Source organism: Enterobacter sp. H2G27 (assembly GCF_054403075.1).
Window position 1 is genome coordinate 726,318 of sequence record NZ_JBSVSI010000001.1, and the last position, 24,099, is coordinate 750,416.

22 protein-coding genes are annotated in these 24,099 nt (G+C 57.5%); 16 read left to right on the forward strand and 6 right to left on the reverse strand.

Annotated features, from left to right (window positions below; translation table 11 throughout):
* Positions 1-40: 40 nt before the first annotated feature.
* The 4 genes from proY to ACW9E7_RS03395 all read left to right on the forward strand — a co-directional run bounded on the left by proY (position 41) and on the right by ACW9E7_RS03395 (position 7,479).
* Positions 41-1,414 (forward strand): proline-specific permease ProY, encoded by a 1,374-nt coding sequence (gene proY, locus ACW9E7_RS03380; RefSeq protein ID WP_008503261.1) that lies wholly within the window; start codon positions 41-43, stop codon positions 1,412-1,414.
* A 163-nt stretch (positions 1,415-1,577) separates the two neighbouring features.
* A complete protein-coding gene (gene malZ / locus ACW9E7_RS03385) occupies positions 1,578-3,395 on the forward strand; it encodes a maltodextrin glucosidase (RefSeq protein ID WP_458727258.1) in 1,818 nt (605 codons plus the stop codon).
* An 86-nt stretch (positions 3,396-3,481) separates the two neighbouring features.
* Positions 3,482-6,097 (forward strand): DUF2339 domain-containing protein, encoded by a 2,616-nt coding sequence (locus ACW9E7_RS03390; protein ID WP_458727259.1) that lies wholly within the window; start codon positions 3,482-3,484, stop codon positions 6,095-6,097.
* Positions 6,094-7,479, forward strand: coding sequence for a DUF3999 domain-containing protein (locus ACW9E7_RS03395; RefSeq protein ID WP_458727260.1), 1,386 nt, complete (start codon positions 6,094-6,096; stop codon positions 7,477-7,479). The genes ACW9E7_RS03390 and ACW9E7_RS03395 overlap by 4 nt, the downstream gene beginning before the upstream one ends.
* 43 nt (positions 7,480-7,522) lie before the next feature.
* On the opposite strand, the gene ACW9E7_RS03400 is transcribed toward ACW9E7_RS03395, so the two are convergent.
* Positions 7,523-8,125 carry a peroxiredoxin gene (locus ACW9E7_RS03400; protein WP_008503347.1) on the reverse strand — a complete coding sequence of 201 codons (603 nt, stop codon included), beginning with the start codon at positions 8,123-8,125 and terminating at the stop codon, positions 7,523-7,525.
* Positions 8,126-8,252: 127 nt separating this feature from the next.
* Entirely contained in the window at positions 8,253-8,834 is a 582-nt protein-coding gene (acpH, locus tag ACW9E7_RS03405; protein WP_133293874.1) for an ACP phosphodiesterase, read from the reverse strand.
* 92 nt (positions 8,835-8,926) lie between these two features.
* On the opposite strand from acpH, the gene queA reads away from it, so the two are divergent.
* From queA to ACW9E7_RS03440, 7 genes are all read left to right on the forward strand, one after another.
* Complete coding sequence (queA, locus tag ACW9E7_RS03410) at positions 8,927-9,997, forward strand: tRNA preQ1(34) S-adenosylmethionine ribosyltransferase-isomerase QueA (protein ID WP_115874337.1); 1,071 nt, start codon at positions 8,927-8,929, stop codon at positions 9,995-9,997.
* Positions 9,998-10,050: 53 nt separating this feature from the next.
* Positions 10,051-11,178, forward strand: a complete 1,128-nt coding sequence (tgt, locus tag ACW9E7_RS03415; protein WP_003859110.1) for a tRNA guanosine(34) transglycosylase Tgt — start codon at positions 10,051-10,053, stop codon at positions 11,176-11,178.
* Positions 11,179-11,200: 22 nt separating this feature from the next.
* On the forward strand, positions 11,201-11,533 hold the full coding sequence (yajC, locus tag ACW9E7_RS03420; protein WP_003859109.1) for a preprotein translocase subunit YajC: 333 nt from the start codon (positions 11,201-11,203) through the stop codon (positions 11,531-11,533).
* 27 nt (positions 11,534-11,560) lie between these two features.
* Positions 11,561-13,408, forward strand: coding sequence for a protein translocase subunit SecD (gene secD / locus ACW9E7_RS03425; protein ID WP_071957349.1), 1,848 nt, complete (start codon positions 11,561-11,563; stop codon positions 13,406-13,408).
* 10 nt (positions 13,409-13,418) lie between these two features.
* Positions 13,419-14,390: a protein translocase subunit SecF gene (secF, locus tag ACW9E7_RS03430; RefSeq protein ID WP_008503342.1), complete on the forward strand. Its 972-nt coding sequence runs from the start codon at positions 13,419-13,421 to the stop codon at positions 14,388-14,390.
* Between the two features lie 142 nt (positions 14,391-14,532).
* Complete coding sequence (locus ACW9E7_RS03435; protein ID WP_458727261.1) at positions 14,533-14,898, forward strand: VOC family protein; 366 nt, start codon at positions 14,533-14,535, stop codon at positions 14,896-14,898.
* 14 nt (positions 14,899-14,912) lie between these two features.
* Entirely contained in the window at positions 14,913-15,593 is a 681-nt protein-coding gene (locus ACW9E7_RS03440) for a helix-turn-helix transcriptional regulator (RefSeq protein WP_111963426.1), read from the forward strand.
* A gap of 88 nt (positions 15,594-15,681) precedes the next feature.
* Here ACW9E7_RS03440 and ACW9E7_RS03445 read toward each other — a convergent pair whose 3' ends face one another.
* Positions 15,682-16,560 (reverse strand): nucleoside-specific channel-forming protein Tsx, encoded by an 879-nt coding sequence (locus tag ACW9E7_RS03445; RefSeq protein WP_111963496.1) that lies wholly within the window; start codon positions 16,558-16,560, stop codon positions 15,682-15,684.
* Positions 16,561-16,830: 270 nt separating this feature from the next.
* Positions 16,831-17,370, reverse strand: a complete 540-nt coding sequence (locus tag ACW9E7_RS03450) for a SadB/YajI family lipoprotein (protein ID WP_143344754.1) — start codon at positions 17,368-17,370, stop codon at positions 16,831-16,833.
* Between the two features lie 152 nt (positions 17,371-17,522).
* Between ACW9E7_RS03450 and nrdR the strand changes: the two genes are divergently transcribed.
* From nrdR to thiL, 5 genes are all read left to right on the forward strand, one after another.
* Positions 17,523-17,972: a transcriptional regulator NrdR gene (gene nrdR, locus ACW9E7_RS03455; protein WP_008503337.1), complete on the forward strand. Its 450-nt coding sequence runs from the start codon at positions 17,523-17,525 to the stop codon at positions 17,970-17,972.
* Positions 17,973-17,976: 4 nt separating this feature from the next.
* The gene (gene ribD / locus ACW9E7_RS03460) at positions 17,977-19,080 is read left to right on the forward strand and encodes a bifunctional diaminohydroxyphosphoribosylaminopyrimidine deaminase/5-amino-6-(5-phosphoribosylamino)uracil reductase RibD (protein ID WP_458727262.1); all 1,104 of its coding nucleotides are present in this window, start codon (positions 17,977-17,979) and stop codon (positions 19,078-19,080) included.
* Positions 19,081-19,167: 87 nt separating this feature from the next.
* Positions 19,168-19,638, forward strand: coding sequence for a 6,7-dimethyl-8-ribityllumazine synthase (gene ribH, locus ACW9E7_RS03465; protein WP_006176874.1), 471 nt, complete (start codon positions 19,168-19,170; stop codon positions 19,636-19,638).
* Between the two features lie 21 nt (positions 19,639-19,659).
* Positions 19,660-20,079, forward strand: a complete 420-nt coding sequence (nusB, locus tag ACW9E7_RS03470) for a transcription antitermination factor NusB (RefSeq protein ID WP_006809908.1) — start codon at positions 19,660-19,662, stop codon at positions 20,077-20,079.
* Positions 20,080-20,156: 77 nt separating this feature from the next.
* Positions 20,157-21,128 (forward strand): thiamine-phosphate kinase, encoded by a 972-nt coding sequence (thiL, locus tag ACW9E7_RS03475; RefSeq protein ID WP_111963424.1) that lies wholly within the window; start codon positions 20,157-20,159, stop codon positions 21,126-21,128.
* Positions 21,129-21,190: 62 nt separating this feature from the next.
* Here thiL and ACW9E7_RS03480 read toward each other — a convergent pair whose 3' ends face one another.
* Positions 21,191-22,165 (reverse strand): aldo/keto reductase, encoded by a 975-nt coding sequence (locus ACW9E7_RS03480; RefSeq protein WP_115874342.1) that lies wholly within the window; start codon positions 22,163-22,165, stop codon positions 21,191-21,193.
* A gap of 62 nt (positions 22,166-22,227) precedes the next feature.
* Positions 22,228-24,090 (reverse strand): 1-deoxy-D-xylulose-5-phosphate synthase, encoded by a 1,863-nt coding sequence (dxs, locus tag ACW9E7_RS03485; protein ID WP_458727263.1) that lies wholly within the window; start codon positions 24,088-24,090, stop codon positions 22,228-22,230.
* Between the last annotated feature and the right edge of the window lie 9 nt (positions 24,091-24,099).

The following is a 24,099-nucleotide window of genomic DNA, read 5'->3' on the forward strand; positions in this document are numbered from 1 at the left end:
GTGGTTTTTTGTTTTTTTCGTGTTGAATGGCAAGATTTAAATGGAAAGCACTAACAAACTTAAACGTGGATTGAGCACGCGCCACATCCGCTTTATGGCGCTGGGTTCTGCTATCGGCACCGGTCTTTTTTATGGCTCGGCAGATGCCATCAAAATGGCCGGTCCTAGCGTTCTGCTGGCGTACATTATCGGCGGCGTGGCGGCGTATATCATCATGCGCGCCCTCGGCGAAATGTCGGTTCACAACCCCTCCGCCAGCTCATTCTCCCGCTACGCGCAGGAAAACCTCGGCCCGCTGGCCGGGTTTATCACCGGCTGGACCTACTGCTTCGAAATCCTGATTGTTGCGATTGCCGACGTGACGGCGTTTGGCATCTACATGGGCGTCTGGTTCCCGGCGGTACCGCACTGGATTTGGGTGCTGAGCGTGGTGCTGATCATTTGCGCCGTCAACCTGATGAGCGTGAAGGTGTTCGGCGAGCTGGAGTTCTGGTTCTCCTTCTTCAAGGTCGCGACCATCATCATCATGATTGTGGCCGGTTTCGGGATTATTATCTGGGGGATTGGCAACGGCGGGCAGCCGACCGGGATCCACAACCTCTGGAGCAACGGCGGCTTCTTCAGCAACGGCTGGCTCGGGATGGTGATGTCGCTGCAGATGGTGATGTTCGCCTACGGCGGTATCGAGATTATCGGTATCACCGCCGGGGAAGCGAAAGATCCGGAGAAATCCATTCCGCGTGCCATCAACTCTGTGCCGATGCGTATTCTGGTGTTCTACGTGGGTACGCTGTTCGTGATTATGTCCATCTACCCGTGGAACCAGGTAGGCACCAACGGTAGCCCGTTTGTCCTGACCTTCCAGCATATGGGCATTGCGTTTGCGGCCAGCATTCTGAACTTTGTGGTGCTGACCGCGTCGCTTTCGGCGATTAACAGTGACGTCTTTGGCGTAGGCCGTATGCTGCACGGCATGGCGGAGCAGGGCAGTGCGCCGAAGGTATTCGCCAAAACCTCACGCCGCGGCACGCCGTGGGTGACCGTCGTGGTGATGACCGTGGCGCTGCTGTTCTCGGTTTACCTGAACTACATCATGCCGGAGAACGTCTTCCTGGTGATTGCGTCCCTGGCGACCTTCGCAACCGTCTGGGTGTGGATCATGATCCTGCTGTCGCAGATTGCCTTCCGCCGTCGCCTGTCGCCGGATGAGGCGAAAGCGCTGAAGTTCAAAGTACCGGGCGGCGTTGCGACGACCGTCGTGGGGCTGATCTTCCTGGTGTTTATCATTGGCCTGATTGGCTACCATCCGGACACCCGCATTTCACTGTACGTGGGCTGCGCGTGGATTGTGCTGCTGCTGGTGGGCTGGGTGTTTAAATGCCGCCGCGACCGTCAGCTGGCGGAAGCGCAGTAATCTTTTTTTCTCCCTCTCCTTGTGGGAGAGGGTTGGGGTGAGGGCATCAGGCTGCACTGGTGCCTCCTCCCCCGTCCTCCTCCCCCAATAAATCCCATCATGGTGAGCTATCCTTAACCACCCTGTGGCAAGGTGACGTCAATTTCATCAAAGGGGATTCGTGATGTTAAACGCCTGGCACCTTCCGGTTGCCCCATTTGTTAAGCAAAACAAAGACAACCTGGTGATTACGCTCTGGCTGGCGGGTGAAAACCAGCCTGAACGCGTGACGCTCCGCGCCGAAATCGATAACGAAGAGACCGGGTTGAAAATGCACAAGCTGCGCAGCCAGCCGCAGCCTGGCATCACGGCCTGGCGGGCGAATATCGACCTGCGCAGCGGGCAGCCGCGTCGCCGTTACAGCTTTAAGCTTTTATGGAACAACCGCCAGCTGTGGTTTACCCCGCAGGGATTTAGTCGTTTCCCGCCCGCACGGCTGGAACAGTTTGCGGTCGATTACCCGGATAACGGCCCGCAGTGGGTTAACGATCAGGTCTTTTACCAGATTTTCCCGGACCGTTTTGCGCGCAGCGAAAAGCGCACTGCCGACCAGGATAAGATCTATCACCACCATGCGGCGGGTCATGACATTATTCTGAAAGCGTGGGACGAGCCATTAACCGCGCAGGCGGGCGGATCGACCTTCTACGGCGGCGATCTCGACGGCATCAGCGAAAAGCTGCCGTACCTGAAAAAACTCGGCGTGACGGCGCTGTATCTCAACCCGGTGTTTAAAGCCCCGAGCGTACACAAATACGATACCGAAGATTATCGCCACGTTGACGCGCAGTTTGGCGGTGACGAGGCGCTGCTGCGCCTGCGTAGGAACACCCAAAACGAAGGCATGCGCCTGATTCTGGACGGCGTGTTCAACCACAGCGGAGATTCGCATACGTGGTTTGACCGGCATAACCAGTCGATGGGCGGGGCATGTCATAACCCGGACTCGCCGCAGCGCGACTGGTACAGCTTTAACGAGGAGGGGCGTGCGCTGGACTGGCTGGGTTACCCAAGCCTGCCGAAGCTGGATTTCCAGTCGCCGTCTCTGGTGAACGAGATTTACGGCGGGGAAGACAGCATCGTGCGCCACTGGCTGAAGGCACCATGGAATATGGACGGCTGGCGCCTGGACGTGGTGCATATGCTCGGTGAAGCGGGCGGAGCGCGGAATAACCTTCAGCACGTCGCCGGGATCACGCGCTCGGCGAAAGCGGCTCAGCCGGAGGCGTTCGTCTTTGGCGAGCACTTTGGTGACGCGCGCCAGTGGCTGCAGAACGATGCGGAAGATGCGGCGATGAACTATCGCGGCTTTACCTTCCCGCTGTGGGGATTCCTCGCCAACACCGATATCTCCTACGATCCAAATCATATCGACGCGGAAACCTGCATGGCGTGGATGGAGAACTACCGCGCCGGGCTGTCGCATCAGCAGCAGCTGCGGATGTTTAACCAGCTCGATAGTCACGACACCGCGCGCTTTAAATCCCTGCTCGGCAAGGATGTCGCGCGTCTGCCGCTGGCGGTGACCTGGCTCTTTACCTGGCCGGGCGTGCCGTGTATCTACTACGGAGACGAGGTGGGGCTGGACGGCAACAACGATCCGTTCTGCCGCAAAACTTTCCCCTGGGAGCCAGCGAAACAGGACAAGGTGCTGTTCAGCCTGTATCAGCGCCTGGCGAAGCTGCGTAAGCAGAGTCTCGCCCTGCGCTATGGCGGCTGTCAGGTGGTGTACGCCCACGATAACGTGGTGGTGTTTGCTCGCATCTATAACCAGCAGCGCGTGCTGGTGGCGATAAACCGGGGCGAGGCCTGCGAAGTGGTGCTGGATGATTCGCCGCTGCTGAAGGTGGCAGCATGGAAGAGTAAAGAGGGCAAGGCCACGATTCAGGACGGCGTGCTGGCGCTGCCTGCGATATCCGCGACGATCTGGTTCGGCAGCTAATGCGCTAATGTTTCCACCTTTTAAGATGGCGCAAATGCAACGATTTGTGTCAATCTTAACAGATCGTTTACGGTGAAGGTGGAAACATGGACGAGCTTTACATCCTTGGCTGTTTATTCCTGGTTTTTGCGCTGCTGGTTGCGCCCGTGCTTGCGGTTATCGGGTTTAATCGAAGTACGGCAGCGCGGCAGGAGATAGCCCTGCTGCGCCAGCGCATTGAGGCGCTTGAGCTGCGCGGCGTGTCTAAGAACGCGCCGGAACCGGTGCAGACCGCCGCGCCGGAGGCTGTTACCGCGCCGATAGTGGAGGAAGCTCCCGCGGCTGTTGACCCCTGGCGCCCCGATATTTCCGCTTCCGTGGCAGAACCCGCTCTGGCGCCTGCGCCAGCGGCAAAACAGCCTTCAGCCTTTGGCGGCATCCTGACGTCGCTGGCGCGCTGGTTCATGCAGGGCAATCCGCTGGCGAAGCTTGGCATTCTGCTGCTCTTCCTCGGCCTCTCTTTCCTGCTGCGCTATACCGTCGAACATTCCCTGTTCCCGCTTGAGCTGCGCCTCGTGGCAACGGCGCTGTTTGCCGTTGTTCTGCTGGCGATTGGGTGGCGGGTGCGGCACAGGCAGCGCGTCTATGCGCTGATCCTCCAGGGCGGGGCGACCGGCGTGCTCTACCTGACGGTGTTTGGTGCATTTCGGCTCTGGCAAATGTTGCCGATGACGCTGGCCTTTACGCTGCTGGTGGTGATTTGCGCGGCGAGCGTCGGGCTGGCGGTGCTGCAGAAGGCGCTGAGTCTTGCCATGCTGGCGAGCCTTGGCGGATATCTCGCACCGCTGCTCTTATCTACCGGGGGCGGCAGCTTTGTCGCGCTGTTCTCTTTCTATCTTCTGCTGTCCATCGGCATTCTCGCGATCAGCATCTGGCAGCACTGGCGCGAGCTGAACCTGCTCGGGCTGCTGTTTACGTTCGGCGTGGGCGGCCTGTGGGGGCTGAATGACTACCAGCCTGAAGACTATTGGATCTGCCAGCTGTTCCTGATTGCCAATACGCTGATATTCGGCGTGCTGAGCGTGGCGCTGTCGCTGCGGGCGCAGGAGAAAGGGAAGCAGATTATCGACGGCGTGCTGCTGTTTGCCCCGCCGCTGATCGGCTTCGGGATGCAGTACGGCATGACCCGACACTGGGAATATGGCCCGGCGCTGAGCGCGCTGGGATACGGAGCATTTTATCTCACCCTCGCATACCTCGCGCTGCGTCGCTATCCCTCCCTCGGACGACCGCTGGTCATGGCGGCGCTGGCGATCGGCGGCGGGTTCGCCACGCTCGCCATTCCGCTGGCGCTGTCGGCGCGCTGGACGGCGATGGCCTGGGCGCTGGAGGGGCTGGGGATTCTCTGGCTGGGCGTGCAGCAGCATCAGCGTCGCATGAGCTATAGCGGGACGGCGCTGCTGGTGCTGGCGCTCGGCAGCGCGCTGTGGGCACAAACGGACGGCGTTACGGCGCTGAGCCTGTTCCTCATCTTCGCCATCCTCAGCCTTTGCTGGCTGGCTGCGGCCTGGCTGTGGCGGACTCTCTTCCTGCCGGTCAGCTGGGCGCTGCTGGCAGGCGGGCTGCTGTTCTGGATAGTGGCGCAGCTGGGCGCGTCGCAGCTGGTACTGACGAAGGAATTACCGATTCTGGCGGGCGTGCTGGCGCTGACGGCGGCGTCGGTCTGGGGCTGGCGGCAGGTGGCTGCTCGCCTGACGTGGCGGGAGCTGAACGCCAGCAAATGGCTGCTGTGGCCGGTTATGCTGCTGATGGTGGGTTATCAGCTCTGGCATCAGCAGATCGTTACCGCCGGCTGGTCAAACCTGGCCTGGTGCGTTGCGCTTCCTGCCGCGCTAATGCTGTTGCGGCGCGATGGTGAAAGACTCCTGCCGCGCATCGCGATGGGGCTGCATTTGTCGCTGTTCTGGATGATTTTGCTGGCGCTGGCCGCGGAGCTTTACTGGTTTGCCCGGTCTCTGCCGTGGGGAATGGCGGCCTGGGGAAGCGGATTAGCGATGGCCGCAGGTGGCGGGATTATTATGGCACTTTCTGCAGCAGTACGGCGTCGCGTGTGGCCGTTCCGGGAGTGGCCTGCGCTCTATGCGTGTCTGGCACCGATCCCTGTCGTCGTGGCGCTGCTGGTATTGCTGGTGGTGACCAATTTCCAGGACGGCGTGGTCTATCGTCAGACCTGGCTGCCGCTGGTGAACCCGCTCGAGGAAGGTGCTGCGTTCGCGTTGCTGGGGCTGGTGGTCTTTTATCGGGTGGTGGATCGCTACTACCCGTCATGGCTTGCGCAAGCGCGCCCGTGGCCTGCCGTCGCGATTATGGCGTTTGGCTTCTGGTGGCTAAACGGTGTGCTGATGCGCGCCCTGGCCTGGTACGGCGACGTGGCCTGGAATATGGCATCGCTGTGGGATTCGCGGCTGATCCAGACAAGCTTTGCCCTGTTCTGGATGTTGAGCGCGCTGGTGGTCATGATCCATGCCACCCGCAGGGCTTCCCGGCAGGAGTGGCTTTGCGGTGCCGCGCTGCTGGGTGTGGTGATGGTGAAACTGATGCTGGTGGACAGCGCGGGCGGAGGCGGTCTGTCGCGCGCGGTGGCGTTTATCGGCGTGGCGATACTGGTACTGATAGTGGGCTATTTCTCGCCGCTACCGCCAAAAACAGGAGATGAAAAATGAAATGGATGAAAGCGGTTGCGTGTACCGCGCTGCTGGCGCTTTCCGGCCCGGCGTTCTGCGACGAAGTACCAACGGAATCGCCCCGTGACTATGCCTTTGGTCGTTCAATTGACACGTCCGTTCCTTCCCGGTGGTATCGGGTAATGCTGCCGCTTGCCGTCTATGAGCAAAGCACGTCGCCGGATCTGCACGATGTCCGCGTCTTTAACCAGTCGGGTGAGCCGGTTCCCTTTAGCCTGATCGCCGCGACGCGCCCGCAGGCGACAGCGCAGTCCACGGCGCTGCGCCTCTTTCCGCTGGATGCCTCGCCGCTCGCGGCTGCCTCAGACGCCGGTGACAGCGATAAGATCCGGCTCCGTTCCCGAAACGGCATTGAGATTGTGCTGGAGGGGCAAAAAGCCGCCGCGGCCGGGCAACATTACCTGCTGACCCTGCCGGAGCAGACGATGGGTGAACTGGCTATATCCCAGCTGCAGCTCCTCTGGAATACCCATGAGACGCCGTGGCAGGGAACGGCGTCGGTCTATTACAGCGAGGATCTCAAGCGGTGGTATACCCTGCGCGAGGATATGCCGCTGCTGGACGTCGTCAGCGGTCAGGATCGTCTTAAGCTCGATCGGCTCGATACCGATACGGTTTTATCTCCCGATGCGAATCGCTATCTCATGGTGGTGCTGAATACGCAGAGCCAGGGGGTAACGTTGACCGGCGTAAACGCAATCAGCGCACCTGCCCAGGCGGCCCCGGAAGAGATTAGTCTTGAAGGGGAAGGTGAGCAGCTATCGACAAGTGAAGCTCAGTGGCGCTGGGCGCGCCCGCAGCCGCTGAGTGCTGTCAGCATCTCGCTGAACGGCGATGGCGTCCTTCCCGTGGAGATAGCGTGGCGGAGTACCGAAAAAGAGGCATGGCACCCCCTGAAGAAAGAAGTGATTTACCGTCTGGAGGGGAAAACGTCCGGACCGGTTTCGCTTAGCGGGGGCCCGGTGCAGGCAGTGAAAATCACGACGCTGAATGCGCGTCTGCCAGAATACCTGCCGAGCGTTACGGGGCATCGCGACCGCTATGATCTTGTGTTCAACGCGCAGGGGAAAGCGCCGTACGTCCTCGCATGGGGCAACGGTGCCGCAAAGCCTGCCAGCGTGGAGCCTGACATGCTGATCCCAGCCGACCTGCGCAAGACCTATGATATGGCGAACCTGCCGCAGGCCGATATTGTGGATGATGTCGCGTTGGGCGGCGAGGGGCGGCTGAACGCCACCTCTGCAGCTGAGCGGGCGAGCTGGATGAACGCCCTGCTGGTATGGGGCGTACTGATTGCGGGCGTGATCCTGCTTGCGGGCATGGCCTGGCGCATCTGGCGAGAGACGCAGCGTAAGGCATAAAAAAAGGCCCGCATAAGCGGGCCTTTTTCGTAAACCGTGCCGATTACAGGCTGGATACGTTCTCAGACAGGTATTTAGCTACGCCGTCTGGGGAAGCAGCCATACCTTCTTTACCTTTTTCCCACTGAGCCGGGCACACTTCGCCGTGCTCTTCGTGGAACTGCAGCGCGTCAACCATGCGCAGCATTTCGTCGATGTTACGGCCCAGCGGCAGATCGTTCACAACCTGGTGACGAACGATGCCGTTCGCGTCGATCAGGAAGGAACCGCGCAGCGCAACGCCAGCGTCCGGATGTTCGATACCGTAAGCCTGCTGGATTTCGCGTTTGATGTCCGCAACCATTGCGTATTTCACCGCACCGATGCCGCCTTTGTCGACAGGGGTGTTACGCCATGCGTTGTGTACAAACTCAGAGTCGAAGGAGACGCCAACAACTTCCACGCCACGCTTCTGGAATTCTTCATAACGTTTGTCGAATGCGATCAGCTCAGACGGGCAAACGAAAGTGAAGTCCATTGGCCAGAAGAACAGAACGGTCGCTTTACCGTTGGTGTGCTGTTTGAAGTTGAAGTTTTCAACGATTTCACCGTTGCCCAGAACTGCTGCAGCTGTAAAATCCGGAGCCGGACGAGTTACCAGAACCATATGATTCTCCTGTAGATACTAAGGTTATTTGGAACGCAACGCGAGCCAGTATAGAGAGTGTGCATGGATAAGACAAAGAGGTGGTGACAATCGTTCCGCCAGCTTTTACCTATCAATGTGAATTCTGTTACAGCTGTTTGTTTTTCGCCTGCACCATCATGCGCGGGTAAAACTGCCAGAAGCGGGTCTCCAGCGCATCGTAATGTTTATCCAGGTCATACCAGGAATCCCGCAGCGCATCCAGGCGCGGGCGACGGCTCGCCATCCCATTCAACACGTTCTGAATGAAGTCCATCTCACGATAGCGCTCCAGCCAGCGTTCTGACCACAGGTAGTTATTCAGATTCACAAAGCGCGGCGGCGAGTCGGGCAGAATGATCGACACCTGCTGATGGGCATAACGCACAAATTCCGGCAGGGATAGCTCCGGCGAGAGCTGTGCCCAGTGGCGCGACAGGAAGTGATCCCACATCACGTCGAGGGTAATCGGCGCAACGCGGCGCGTTTCCGGCCGAAACCACGCTTTGGCTTCCGTCACTTCCGGCAGCTTATCCGTCAGCACGTCGATGCGGCGGTGCATAAAAATCCCGTCGACAACCTCAGGGGAGTAGTCCTCCGCGGGATTACCGCGTACGAAATCGGCCAGCAAATTGCCGGAAAGGGAGCTGTCAGCGAGGTGCGCGAGATGCAGGTGAGCGAGAAAATTCATGCGTTTTATTTGTCCGGGGGCGGCTAGTTGTTGCAGCAAAAGGGTGTGAGCACTAGACTATGCCGCCTGTTTTTAAGTCACGAGTATACGTCATGCGCGTCGCCGATTTCTCCTTTGAACTACCTGAATCCCTGATTGCTCACTATCCCATGCCTGAGCGCAGCAGCTGTCGCTTACTGTCACTGGATGGGCCAACGGGCGAGCTGACGCACGGTACTTTCACCGATTTGCTCGACAAGCTCAACCCTGGCGATCTGCTGGTCTTTAACAATACCCGCGTGATCCCGGCGCGCCTGTTCGGCCGCAAAGCCAGCGGCGGCAAGATAGAAGTGCTGGTCGAACGTATGCTCGATGATAAACGTATTCTGGCACATATTCGCGCATCTAAGGCGCCAAAGCCGGGTGCGGAGCTGCTGCTGGGCGATGATGAGAGCATCAAGGCGACCATGACCGCGCGCCACGACGCGCTGTTCGAGGTGGAGTTCAACGACGAACGCACGGTGCTCGATATCCTGAACGCCATCGGCCACATGCCGCTGCCGCCGTATATTGAGCGTCCGGACGAAGAGGCTGACCGCGAGCTGTACCAGACCGTCTACAGCCAGAAGCCTGGCGCCGTCGCTGCGCCGACCGCGGGCCTGCATTTTGATGAGCCGCTGCTGGAGAAACTGCGCGCGAAGGGCGTGGAGATGGCGTTCGTGACGCTCCACGTCGGCGCGGGGACCTTCCAGCCGGTGCGCGTGGACAGCATTGAAGATCACATCATGCACTCTGAGTATGCCGAAGTGCCGCAGGACGTAGTGGACGCGGTGCTGGCGGCGAAAGCGCGCGGCAGCCGCGTCGTGGCGGTCGGTACGACGTCCGTGCGCTCACTTGAGAGCGCCGCGCAGGCAGCGAAGAACGATCTTATTGAGCCATTCTTTGGCGATACGCAGATCTTTATCTACCCGGGCTATCAGTACAAAGTGATTGACGCGCTGGTGACCAACTTCCATCTGCCTGAATCGACGCTGATTATGCTGGTTTCCGCGTTTGCCGGTTATCAGCACACTATGGCGGCCTACAAGTCTGCGGTAGAACAAAAATATCGCTTTTTTAGCTACGGGGACGCGATGTTTATCACGTACAATCCGCTGGCTTTGAATGAGCGTGTCGGGGAATAAGTCCGCGGCACCGTGTTACAACGTTGGACTGTTTTTCTGACGTCGGAGAAAAAATGAAATTTGAACTCGATACCACCGACGGTCGCGCGCGTCGCGGTCGCCTGGTGTTTGATCGCGGCGTGGTGGAAACCCCCGCGTTTATGCCTGTGGGCACGTACGGCACCGTAAAAGGGATGACGCCGGAAGAAGTAGAAGCCACGGGCGCACAGATTATCCTCGGCAACACCTTCCACCTGTGGCTGCGTCCGGGTCAGGAGATCATGAAGCTCCACGGCGATCTGCACGATTTCATGCAGTGGAAAGGCCCTATCCTGACCGACTCCGGCGGCTTCCAGGTCTTCAGCCTGGGCGATATCCGTAAGATCACCGAACAGGGCGTTCACTTCCGTAACCCGATCAACGGCGATCCGATTTTCCTCGATCCGGAAAAATCGATGGAGATTCAGTACGATCTCGGATCTGATATCGTGATGATCTTCGACGAATGTACGCCATACCCGGCCGACTGGGATTACGCCAAGCGTTCAATGGAGATGTCTCTGCGCTGGGCGAAGCGAAGCCGTGACCGTTTTGACTCCCTGCAGAACAAAAATGCGCTGTTCGGCATTATCCAGGGCAGCGTTTACGAAGATTTACGCGATATCTCGGTTAAAGGTCTGGTAGAGATAGGTTTTGATGGCTACGCTGTCGGCGGTTTGGCTGTGGGTGAGCCGAAGGAAGACATGCACCGCATTCTGGAGCATGTCTGCCCGCAAATCCCGGCGGATAAACCACGATACCTGATGGGCGTGGGGAAACCGGAAGATCTGGTTGAAGGCGTACGCCGCGGCATTGATATGTTCGACTGCGTCATGCCAACCCGCAACGCGCGTAACGGCCATTTGTTCGTTACCGATGGCGTGGTGAAAATCCGTAACGCGAAGCATAAGAGTGACACCAGCCCGCTCGATTCCGAGTGCGATTGCTATACCTGTCGCAATTATTCTCGCGCGTATCTGCATCATCTCGATCGTTGCAACGAGATTTTGGGCGCGCGTCTCAATACCATTCATAATCTTCGTTATTATCAGCGCTTAATGGCTGGTTTACGTAAGGCTATCGAAGAGGGTAAATTAGAGAGCTTCGTGACCGATTTCTACCAACGTCAGGGGCGGGATGTTCCACCGTTGAACGTTGATTAATTTTAATAATGAGGGAATTTGAATGAGCTTTTTTATTTCTGATGCGGTAGCGGCAACAGGTGCTCCAGCGCAGGGCAGCCCGATGTCTCTGATTCTGATGCTGGTTGTGTTCGGTCTGATCTTCTACTTCATGATCCTGCGTCCACAGCAGAAGCGCACCAAAGAGCACAAAAACCTGATGAACTCCATTGCGAAAGGCGATGAAGTGCTGACTAACGGTGGTCTGGTCGGTCGCGTAACCAAAGTGGCTGAAAACGGCTACATTGCTATCGCCCTGAACGACACCACTGAAGTGGTCATCAAACGTGACTTCGTAGCTGCCGTTCTGCCGAAAGGCACCATGAAGGCGCTGTAATCCCAACTTTTCCCAAAGGGAACTGCCGTGTTAAACCGTTATCCTTTGTGGAAGTACATCATGCTGGTCGTCGTGATTCTCGTCGGCCTGCTGTACGCGCTTCCCAACCTGTATGGTGAGGATCCGGCTGTTCAAATCACTGGCGCGCGCGGTGTCGCCGCCAGTGAGCAAACGCTGATCCAGGTCCAGAAAACGTTACAAGAAGAAAAAATTACCGCTAAGTCTGTGGCTCTGGAAGAGGGCGCAATTCTTGCTCGCTTCGACACCACCGACACGCAGCTCCGCGCTCGCGAAGCGCTGATGGGCGTGCTGGGTGACAAATACGTCGTGGCGCTTAACCTTGCCCCTGCAACCCCGCGTTGGCTGGCTGCGATGAAAGCAGAGCCAATGAAACTCGGTCTTGACCTGCGTGGCGGCGTTCACTTCCTGATGGAAGTGGATATGGATACCGCGCTCGGCAAGCTGCAGGAACAGAATATCGACAGCCTGCGCAGCGATCTGCGTGATAAAGGCATCGCTTACACCACCGTGCGTAAAGAAGATAACTACGGCATGAGCATCACGTTCCGCGACAGCGCGGCGCGCGATCAGGCTGTAGATTATCTGACTCAACGTCACCGTGACCTGGTGATCTCCTCGCAGGGCAGCAACCAGCTGCGTGCGGTGATGACCGATGCGCGCCTGAAAGAAGCGCGTGAATATGCCGTTCAGCAGAACATCAACATTCTGCGTAACCGTGTAAACCAACTGGGTGTGGCCGAGCCGCTGGTACAGCGTCAGGGTGCTGACCGTATCGTGGTTGAACTGCCGGGTATTCAGGACACCGCGCGTGCGAAAGAGATTCTGGGTGCGACCGCAACCCTGGAATTCCGTCTGGTGAATACCAACGTTGACCAGTCTGCTGCCGCTTCTGGCCGTATTCCGGGTGACTCCGAAGTGAAACAGACCCGCGAAGGTCAGCCGGTTGTGCTGTACAAACGCGTGATTCTGACCGGTGATCACATCACCGACTCCACGTCGAGCCAGGACGAATACAACCAGCCGCAGGTTAACATCTCGCTCGATAGCGCGGGTGGTAACATCATGTCTAACTTCACCAAGGACAACATCGGTAAACCGATGGCAACCCTGTTCGTGGAGTACAAAGACAGCGGTAAGAAAGATGCAAACGGTCGTGCTGTGCTGGTGAAAGAGGAAGAGGTGATTAACATCGCCAATATCCAGTCTCGTCTGGGTAACAGCTTCCGTATCACCGGCATCAACAACCCGAACGAAGCGCGTCAGCTCTCCCTGCTGCTGCGTGCCGGTGCGCTGATTGCGCCAATTCAGATTGTTGAAGAACGTACCATTGGTCCAACTCTGGGTATGCAAAACATCCAGCAGGGCCTGGAAGCGTGTCTGGCCGGTCTGGTGGTCTCTATTCTGTTCATGATCTTCTTCTATAAGAAGTTTGGTCTGATTGCGACCTCTGCGCTGATTGCGAACCTGGTGCTGATTATCGGCATCATGTCCCTGCTGCCGGGGGCGACGCTGACCATGCCGGGTATTGCGGGTATCGTTCTGACCCTTGCGGTGGCGGTCGACGCCAACGTACTGATTAACGAACGTATCAAAGAAGAGTTGAGCAACGGTCGTTCTGTTCAGCAGGCGATTGACGAAGGTTATAAAGGCGCGTTCAGCTCTATCTTCGATGCGAACGTAACAACACTGATCAAGGTTCTTATCCTGTATGCAGTGGGTACCGGCGCTATCAAAGGCTTTGCGATTACAACCGGTATCGGTGTCGCAACGTCAATGTTTACCGCTATTGTCGGCACCCGTGCCATCGTGAACCTGCTGTACGGCGGCAAGCGCGTCAAAAAGCTGTCTATCTGAGGAGTGCGTTGTGGCACAGGAATATACTGTTGAACAATTGAACCACGGCCGTAAAGTCTGGGACTTTATGCGCTGGGACTACTGGGCCTTCGGCATTTCAGGTTTCCTGCTGATTCTGTCCATCGTCATTATGGGCGTGAAAGGCTTTAACTGGGGGCTCGATTTTACCGGTGGTACGGTAATTGAAATCTCCCTGGAAAAACCGGTCGATATGGACCAGATGCGCGAATCGCTGCAGAAAGCGGGCTTTGAAGAGCCGCTGCTGCAGAACTTCGGCAGCAGCCGCGACATTATGGTACGTATGCCGCCGGTGCACGATGCCAACGGCAGCCAGGAGCTGGGCAGTAAGGTTGTTAGCGTGATTAACGAAACAACCAGCCAGAACGCGGCGGTTAAGCGTATTGAGTTCGTCGGCCCAAGCGTAGGTGCTGACCTGGCGCAGACCGGCGCGATGGCGCTGCTGGTGGCGCTGATCTCCATCCTGGTGTACGTCGGTTTCCGCTTTGAGTGGCGACTGGCGGCCGGTGTGGTTATCGCCCTGGCGCACGACGTGGTGATCACCATGGGCATACTGTCGCTGTTCCACATTGAGATTGACCTGACGATCGTGGCATCACTGATGTCCGTTATCGGTTACTCGCTGAACGACAGTATCGTGGTATCTGACCGTATCCGTGAAAACTTCCGTAAGATCCGTCGCGGTACGCCGTACGAGATCTTTAACGTGTCGTTGACCCAGACGCTGCACCGTACCTTGATCACATCCGGTACCACCCTGATGGTGATCCTGATGCTGTTCCTCTTCGGTGGTCCGGTACTGGAAGGCTTCTCGCTGACCATGCTGATTGGTGTCACCATCGGTACGGCGTCGTCTATCTACGTTGCGTCCGCCCTGGCACTGAAACTCGGCATGAAGCGCGAGCACCTGCTCCAGCAGAAAGTCGAGAAAGAAGGGGCGGATCAGCCGTCCATTCTGCCGTAAGGCGACGTTTAGCGCGTTATCGAAATCCCGGTCGGTTGACCGGGATTTTTTTTATCTTCTCCTGACAAACACTCCTGACAGTATGCTGTCAGGAGCCCTGTCGTAGACTCCTTCTGAACCCAAACAACAGGCAGGAGGATGTATGAAACGCGTCGTTAACTGGTTTGAAATTCCGGTCTCGGATATGGATCGCGCGATTAAATTTTATGAGCCGGTGATGCAGCTCGCGCTGCGTCGCGAGAAAATGGACTGCGCGGAGCTGGCGGTTTTCCCGCATGAGGATCCCGCCACCGGAGGCGCACTGGCAAAATTTGACGGCATTACACCGTCTTTGCAGGGCGCTATTATTTACCTGCATACTGACAATCTGGCGGCCACGCTCGATCGCATCGCCTCTGCGGGCGGCGAGTGCGTGTTTGGTCCGCTGGAACTGCCGCATGGCATTGGCACTATCGCCTTGTTTACCGACAGCGAGGGCAACCGCGTCGGGCTCCATCAACCTGCCTGAGAGCGGACAAAGTTATGACCCGACGCGCTGACCGTTTGTTTCAGATTGTGCAGATCCTGCGGGGCAGGCGTCTGACAACGGCAGCGCATCTGGCGGACCGGCTTGGCGTCTCCGAGCGCACGGTTTACCGCGATATCCGCGACCTGTCGCTTTCCGGCGTGCCGGTGGAAGGTGAGGCGGGGAGTGGATATCGGCTGATGTCGGGCTTTGACCTGCCGCCGCTGATGCTGACAAATAAGGAGTCCGAGGCGTTGATCGTCGCGATTCGCCTGCTCAAAACCTGGGGTGGGGAATCGCTGTCGCGCGAGCTGGAGTCGGCTCAGGAGAAGGTGCTGGCTATCCTGCCCGAGGAGAGCCGCCGAAAGGCGGAGCAGACGCGGATCTACGCCCCGGATTTTTGCATGCAAAGCCACTCCCGCAGCGATTTTGACATGATTCATCAGGCGATTTCCGCCCAGCGCGTGCTGGCGCTGCATTACCGTGATGAAGCAGGACAGCTCTCAAAGCGCGAGGTTCAGCCGCTGGGCTTGTTCTTCTGGGGGGAGCGCTGGCTGCTGGCCGCGTGGTGTGAACGGCGCGATGACTATCGCTGTTTCCGGCTCGACCGATGCCTCAATATTGTGGCTACGGAAAGGCGGTTTAGCGAAAGTGCGGACAGGTCTCTGGCGGATTTTTTGCGGAAGGTGAAGCAGTAAAAAGCCGGGTGGCGGCTACGCCTTACCCGGCCTACATTTGGGTCGTAGGCCCGGTAAGCGTAGCGCCACCGGGCGAAACCCACACTGATTAGAAGTTGTAACCTACAACCAGGTAACCACCCCAACCGGTAGAACGGACGTTTTCTTTCATCCAATTCAGGTCGGCGTCGTCGTTCCACTGACCGCCGTTGTGCCAGTAACGCGCCACTACAGAGTAGTGCCAGTGATCGTAGTTCAGCGCCAGGATGTGGCTGGAGGCGATGGAGTCGTTAGTACGCTGTTTAATACCGTTCTCTGCGTAACCGCTCTTATCTCCCAGTTCTGAACCCCAGTCGAAGTTGGTGAAGCCGATGTAGCTCAGGTTACCGCCCCACAGCTGAGTGATTGGTACAAAGTATTTCACTTTGAAACGGTAGCCATCCCACTCATTCTGGTTTTCTGCACCGTAGTTCTGCCACTGGTATTTCGCGTAAACGTTCAGGGACAGGCTCATTGGCAGGCCGGTGTCAACATCGGTACCTAGACCCATATACCAGGTGCTCTGACGACCAGACTCGTTGCGGCCCATGTCGTAGATATAGTTGTTCGCGAAGTACCACTCTTTGAACGGACCGAAGCTGAGGTCGGTGCCGGTCAGCTTGTCGATGGAGAAGCGCGGCTCGATCTCCATGAACAGCGGAGAACCGTGGTTCCAGATACCTTTTGCCTGAGAGTTACCGCCGAAGAAGACCGGTGCATCCATGTAGCCGTAGAAATCAAACCAGTCTTTCTTGGCGAATGCTTCGTACTCCAGGTAGGTATCGTTGCGGATCTGTGGTCCGAAACGGGTGTGGTAGCTGCCGACTACGTTAACGCTCTGGTGCCACCAGTCGGAGAGGTATTGTGGTTTATCGTTTTCCGCTGCGTTAACAGTGAAAGAGGAAGAAAGTGCCAGCACGGCGCCAGCTGCGAGTAATGTTTTTTTCATAATCATGCCACTGATTGAAATTCCCTTTCGGGAGTGAAAAATGCGCGAATTGCGTTTCTAAATATTTCGTGTTTCTGCGGTGCCTATTATAGGAATCCCTGCTCACAAAAATATGTGTTGTTTCACATATCTCTCACACGCGTAATCGATTGCGTTCACGTTTGCGTACTTTAAACGGGCGGGATTGTAGCGGCAATCATTTATGTTGCCAATCCATACGAAATGTAAATGTTAGCGGAGTGACATTGCGCTCCGCTAAAAAGGAGGGGATTAGTGCGCGGCGGGTTGAATGTCGTGAATGCGGATAAAGCCTAACTGTTCCGGCGTAACGCCGCTTAACTGAAGCGGAATATCCACATCGCTTGGTGCTAAAACACTGGCCGGGGCAGTGAATAGCTGATTCTTCACGTTCACCTCCTGGTAATTCTCCGTTGTGCCCTGGATCTGGCCCCACTCGACGGTGCCGCTGAAGGCCGGAAGCGGATCGTTGGACTCTCCCTGGATGCGTAATGTTGCGCGAGTACCATCTGCGTTCGCCGCCACATTCACCAGAGACATTTTTAGCGTGCCGATCTGACTATTGAGACGCGCAGGCGTATTCGCGCCCGGCAGCAGATAAACCCCGCTGCTGGATTTGGCATTCAGCGCGTTTTGCTGGGTGATTTTCACCGTTTCTTTGTTCAGCTTGTCCATCGCCGTATTGAGCGTATTGACGCTCTGTTTCAACTGACGGACTTCGGTTTGCTGTGCACAGCCGCTAAGGGTGAAGAGGCTCCCCACCAGCAATATTTTCAGGTAACGTCTTGTCATTGCGTTTATTTCCTTGAAATAACGGATCGCCTTAATGGTAGCCAGCATCATCATGTGAGATATAGATCCTTTGTCTCAAAAAGCTCTTCCTTTGTTGTCAGGCCAGATCAGGGTAAAATGAAAATTAGTTAACCAGATAACAGGGATACCGTATGCATTGCCCATTCTGCTCCGCTGTGGATACCAAAGTCATCGACTCTCGTCTTGTGGGCGAAGGGTCATCCGTACGCCGTCGTCGGCAGTGTCTGGTGTGCAACGAGCGTTTCACGACCTTTGAGGTTGCAGAGCTGGTAATGCCGCGCGTGGTAAAAAGTAACGACGTGCGCGAGCCGTTTAACGAAGAGAAACTGCGCAGCGGGATGCTGAAGGCCCTCGAAAAACGTCCCGTCAGCGCAGACGACGTGGAGATGGCGTTAAACCACATAAAATCTTACCTTCGTGGTTTGGGTGAGCGTGAAGTGCCAAGCAAAATGATCGGCAACCTGGTGATGGAGCAGTTGAAAAAGCTCGATAAGGTCGCCTATATCCGCTTCGCCTCGGTCTACCGTAGCTTCGAAGACATCAAAGAGTTTGGCGAAGAGATCGCCCGCTTACAGGATTAAGCTCATGCAGGATGAGATTTACATGGCGCGAGCCATGAAGCTGGCGCAGCGCGGTCGTTTTACTACCCATCCCAACCCGAACGTCGGGTGCGTTATCGTCAACGATGGCGAGATTGTCGGAGAGGGGTTTCACTATCGGGCGGGCGAACCGCATGCCGAGGTTCATGCGTTGCGCATGGCCGGTGAGAAGGCGCGCGGTGCCACAGCCTACGTCACGCTGGAGCCCTGCAGCCATCACGGGCGTACGCCGCCGTGCTGTGAAGCGTTGATCGCGGCGGGTGTTTCACGCGTGGTCGCATCGATGCAGGACCCAAATCCGCAGGTGGCTGGACGCGGTCTGTATCGCCTGCAGCAGGAAGGCATTGACGTCAGTCATGGTCTGATGATGCAGGATGCGGAAGCGCTTAATAAAGGTTTCCTGAAGCGCATGCGCACGGGGTTCCCTTATATTCAGCTCAAGCTGGGCGCCTCGCTGGACGGCCGTACGGCAATGGCAAACGGTGAAAGCCAGTGGATCACTTCTCCACAGGCAAGGCGCGATGTGCAACGTCTGCGCGCGCAAAGCCATGCTATTCTCACCAGCAGTGAAACCGTTCTGGCTGACGATCCGGCCATGACCGTGCGCTGGGACGAGCTGAATGCCGATACCCAGGACCTGTACCCGCATGAGAACCTGCGTCAGCCGCTGCGTATTGTCATTGATAGCCAGAACCGCGTGACGCCGGAGCACCGCATCGTGCAGCAGCCGGGGGAAACCTGGATTGCCCGCACCAAAGAAGATACGCGCGAATGGCCGGAAGGCGTGCGCAGCATTCTGGTGCCGGAGCATAACGGCCATCTGGATCTGGTGGTGCTGATGATGCTGCTCGGCAAGCAGCAGGTGAACAGCATCTGGGTAGAGGCGGGGCCAACGCTCGCCGGTGCGTTCTTACAGGCCGGGCTGGTGGATGAACTGCTTGTTTACGTTGCGCCTAAACTGTTAGGCCACGACGCGCGCGGCCTGTTTGTGCTGCCCGGCCTTGAAAAACTGGCCGACGCACCGCAACTCACATTTAGCGAGATTCGTCCGGTAGGTCCGGATGTCTGCCTCCACTTAACGACAGCGTAATTGCTCCTGAAATAGGGAAGCAGTGCGCAAAGTATTATGATAAAATCCGCCCCCCTGCGGGGCCAAATGAACCCGTAAAGGAAGAGTATGAACATTATTGAAGCTGCTGTAGCTACCCCGGACGCTCGCGTCGCCATCACCATTGCGCGTTTCAACAACTTCATCAACGACAGCCTGCTGGAAGGTGCGATTGACGCCCTGAAACGTATCGGCCAGGTTAAAGATGACAACATTACCGTTGTTTGGGTTCCAGGCGCTTACGAACTGCCACTGGCGGCAGGCGCGCTGGCGAAAACCGGTAAATACGACGCGGTGATTGCGCTGGGTACCGTTATTCGTGGCGGCACTGCGCACTTCGAATACGTTGCGGGCGGTGCAAGCAACGGCCTGGCACACGTTGCGCAGGATGCTGAAATTCCTGTCGCATTCGGCGTGCTGACCACCGAAAGTATTGAACAAGCCATCGAACGTGCTGGCACCAAAGCCGGTAACAAAGGTGCAGAAGCTGCACTGACCGCGCTTGAAATGATTAATGTATTGAAAGCCATCAAGGCCTGATTTTTTTGTAAGGGGAATTCCGTGAAACCTGCTGCTCGTCGCCGCGCCCGTGAATGTGCCGTCCAGGCACTTTACTCCTGGCAGTTGTCCCAGAACGACATCGCTGATGTTGAATACCAGTTCTTGTCAGAACAGGACGTGAAAGACGTTGACGTTCTGTACTTCCGTGAACTGCTGTCGGGAGTGGCGACTAATAGCGCGTATCTCGATGGTCTGATGAAGCCTTATCTGTCCCGTCTGCTCGAAGAGCTGGGCCAGGTAGAAAAAGCAGTGTTGCGTATTGCGCTGTTTGAGCTGTCTAAACGTGATGATGTGCCGTACAAAGTGGCCATCAACGAAGCGATCGAACTGGCGAAAACCTTCGGCGCTGAAGACAGCCACAAGTTTGTAAACGGCGTACTTGATAAAGCTGCACCTGCGATCCGTCCCCACAAAAAGTGATCCGCAAACCGGAGTTCTGCATTGCCTGACGGGCGGTGCGGCTCCGGTTTTTTCTTTTATTTGCTGAGGCATAACGTATGGCATGCGGCGAATTCTCCCTGATTGCCCGTTATTTCGACCGTGTCAGAACCTCTCGTCTTGATGTTGAAACCGGCATCGGCGATGACTGTGCACTTCTCAATATTCCCGAAAAACAGACGCTGGCAATCAGCACCGACACCTTAGTGTGCGGACGTCATTTTTTACCGGATATCGATCCTGCCGATCTGGCCTATAAGGCGCTGGCGGTTAACGTCAGCGATCTGGCGGCGATGGGTGCCGATCCCGCGTGGTTAACGCTGGCGCTGACGCTGCCTGAGGTGGACGAATCCTGGCTTGAAGCTTTCAGCGATGCGCTGTTTGAGCAGCTTAACTACTACGATATGCAGCTGATTGGCGGTGATACCACTGCCGGGCCGCTGTCGATGACGCTGGCGATCCACGGCTATGTGCCGCTCGGCCGCGCCCTGAAGCGCTCGGGTGCAAAACCCGGCGACTGGATCTACGTCACCGGTACGCCGGGTGACAGTGCGGCAGGGCTGGCGATTCTCCAGGATCGCTTAACCGTAAAGGATGCCGACGACGCGGCGTATCTGGTGAAACGCCATCTGCGCCCGACGCCGCGTATTCTGCACGGCCAGGCGCTGCGCGAGCGCGCGAGCTCTGCTATCGACCTCTCTGACGGGCTGATCTCAGACCTTGGCCATATTTTAAAGGCCAGCGGCGTTGGGGCGCGCGTTGATCTGGATCTGTTCCCGCTGTCAGAGGAACTGCTTCGTCATGTCGAACCTGCGCAGGCGCTGCGCTGGGCGCTGTCCGGTGGTGAAGACTACGAGCTGTGCTTTACCGTTCCGGAGCTGAACCGTGGAACGCTCGACGTGGCGTTAGCGCACCTTGGTGCGAAATTCACCTGCATAGGTCAGATCATGCCGGAGAGTGAAGGGCTGAAGTTTGTGAAAGACGGTGCGCCGGTTACGCTGGACTGGAAAGGGTACGATCACTTCGCGTGATGTTGTACGCTCTGTATTGCCGGGCGGCGGCTCCGCCTTACCCGGCCTACAAAAGATGGGGCTTATTTAAACCCCACCACCGGATGCGGCTGATACGGGGTCTCCAGCTCGGCAACCTGTTCGGGCGTCAGCGTGATATCCACCGCGTTTAACAGTTCGTCCAACTGCTCTTCCCGGGACGTGCCGATAATGGGAGCCGCGACGCCGCGCTTGCCCAGCAGCCACGCCAGCGCCACCTGGGCGCGGGTTGCGCCGGTATCGTCGGCAATCCCGGCCAGGCGTTCGGCAATCAGTGCATCGCTGGCCTCTGTTCCTTCATAGAGATTTTTTCCCACTTCATCCGATACCAGGCGAGCCGTGGTTTCCCCCCACGGACGGGTCAGGCGGCCGCGCGCCAGCGGGCTCCACGGGATAACCGCCACGCCCTCCTGATGGCACAGCGGCAGCATCTCGCGCTCTTCTTCACGATAGATCAGATTGTAGTGATCCTGCATGGTGACAAAGCGCGCCCAGCCGTGTTGGGCCTGGAGATCCAGCGCCTGGGCAAACTGCGACGCGTGCATAGACGACGCGCCGATGTAGCGTGCTTTACCGGCTTTGACCACGTCGTTGAGCGCCTCAAGCGTCTCCTCGACTGGCGTGTTGTAATCCCAGCGGTGAATTTGCAGCAGGTCGACGTAATCCATGTTCAGGCGTCTGAGGCTGTCATCAATGGAGCGCAGGATCTGCGCGCGAGAAAGGCCCTGCGGCAGGTCACCCACCGGGTAGTAGACCTTGGTGGCAACGACGATGTCATCCCGACGGGCAAAATCGCGCAGGGCGCGGCCGACAATCTCCTCGCTGCTGCCGTCGGAGTAGCTGTTGGCGGTGTCAAAGAAGTTAATGCCGCCCTCGATGGCGCGTTTGATAATCGGACGGCTGCTCTCTTCCGGCAGCGTCCAGGCGTGGTTCCCCCGATCGGGCTCGCCAAAGGTCATGCAGCCCAGGCAAAGTCGGGAAACCTTAAGGTCCGTTTTTCCTAATGTTGTGTATTGCACGGTTCCGCTCCTGCTGTTTAAACACCAGGTTTAAGCATAGCAGGAGCGGAAAAGGGGAGGGATCAGTCCAGCCAGGCGCGGATTTTAGCTTCGATACCGGCAGCGTCCAGGCCAATCGCCGCGCGGGCTTCGTCCTGGGTACCTTGCGGAATGAAATGATCCGGCAGGCCGAGGTTCAGCACCGGCACGGCTTTACGATTTGCCATCAGTACCTCGTTCACGCCGCTGCCCGCACCGCCCATGATGGCGTTTTCTTCCAGCGTCACCAGCACGTCGTGGGCCTCAGCCATACTCAGGATCAGAGATTCGTCGAGCGGCTTCACAAAGCGCATATCCACCAGCGTGGCATTCAGCGTTTCAGCCACTTTCGCGGCCTCGGGCATCAACGTGCCGAAGTTCAGGATCGCCACTTTTTCACCGCGACGCTTAACCACTCCTTTACCAAGCGGCAGTTTTTCCAGCGGCTGAAGCTCAACGCCTACCGCATTGCCGCGCGGGTAGCGAACGGCGCTTGGGCCATCCTGATAGTGGTAGCCGGTAAACAGCATCTGACGACATTCGTTCTCGTCGCTTGGCGTCATGACAACCATATCCGGAATACAGCGCAGGAACGACAGGTCAAACGCGCCCTGGTGCGTCTGGCCGTCTGCACCGACGATGCCCGCACGATCGATAGCAAACAGAACCGGCAGCTTCTGGATCGCCACGTCGTGAATCACCTGATCGTAGGCGCGCTGCAGGAAGGTGGAATAGATAGCGACAACCGGCTTGTAGCCGCCGATCGCCAGGCCCGCTGCAAACGTCACCGCGTGCTGCTCGGCAATGGCCACGTCGAAATACTGGTCAGGGTATTTTCTGGAGAACTCCACCATGCCGGAGCCTTCGCGCATGGCCGGGGTGATCGCCATCAGCTTGTTGTCTTTTGCGGCGATTTCGCACAGCCAGTCGCCGAAGATTTTTGAATAGCTCGGCATGCCGCCGCTGCTTTTTGGCAGACAGCCGCTGGACGGGTCAAATTTAGGCACCGCGTGGAAGGTGATCGGATCTTTTTCCGCCGGTTCGTAGCCACGCCCTTTTTTGGTCATGATGTGCAGGAACTGCGGGCCTTTCAGGTCGCGCATGTTCTTGAGCGTGGTCACCAGACCCAGCACGTCGTGACCGTCAACCGGCCCAATATAGTTAAAGCCCAGTTCTTCAAACAGGGTGCCCGGCACGACCATGCCTTTGATGTGCTCTTCGGTGCGCTTGAGCAGCTCTTTAATCGGCGGTACGCCAGAGAAGACTTTCTTGCCGCCTTCACGCAGCGAGGAGTAAAGCTTGCCGGAGAGTAGCTGCGCCAGATGGTTATTCAGCGCGCCGACGTTTTCGGAAATCGACATTTCGTTATCGTTGAGGATAACCAGCATGTCCGGCTTGATGTCGCCCGCGTGGTTCATGGCTTCGAAGGCCATACCGGCGGTGATGGCGCCGTCGCCAATCACGCAGACGGTGCGGCGCTGCTTGTTCTCTTTCTCGGCGGCAACGGCAATACCGATGCCCGCCGAAATGGAGGTAGAGGAGTGGCCGACGCTCAGCACGTCGTACTCGCTCTCACCGCGCCACGGGAACGGGTGCAAGCCGCCTTTCTGACGAATGGTACCAATTTTATCGCGACGTCCGGTCAGAATTTTGTGCGGATAGGCCTGGTGACCCACGTCCCAGATGAGCTGATCGAACGGCGTGTTATAGACGTAGTGCAGCGCCACGGTCAGCTCTACCGTGCCAAGCCCGGAGGCGAAATGGCCGCTGGAGCGGCTTACGCTGTCGAGCAGGTAGCGACGCAGCTCGTCGCACAGCTTCGGCAGGCTCTCTTTCGGCAACAGACGTAACTCCTGGGTGGAGTCAACTAACGCCAGTGTCGGGTATTTGGCAATATCAAAACTCATCAAAGGCTC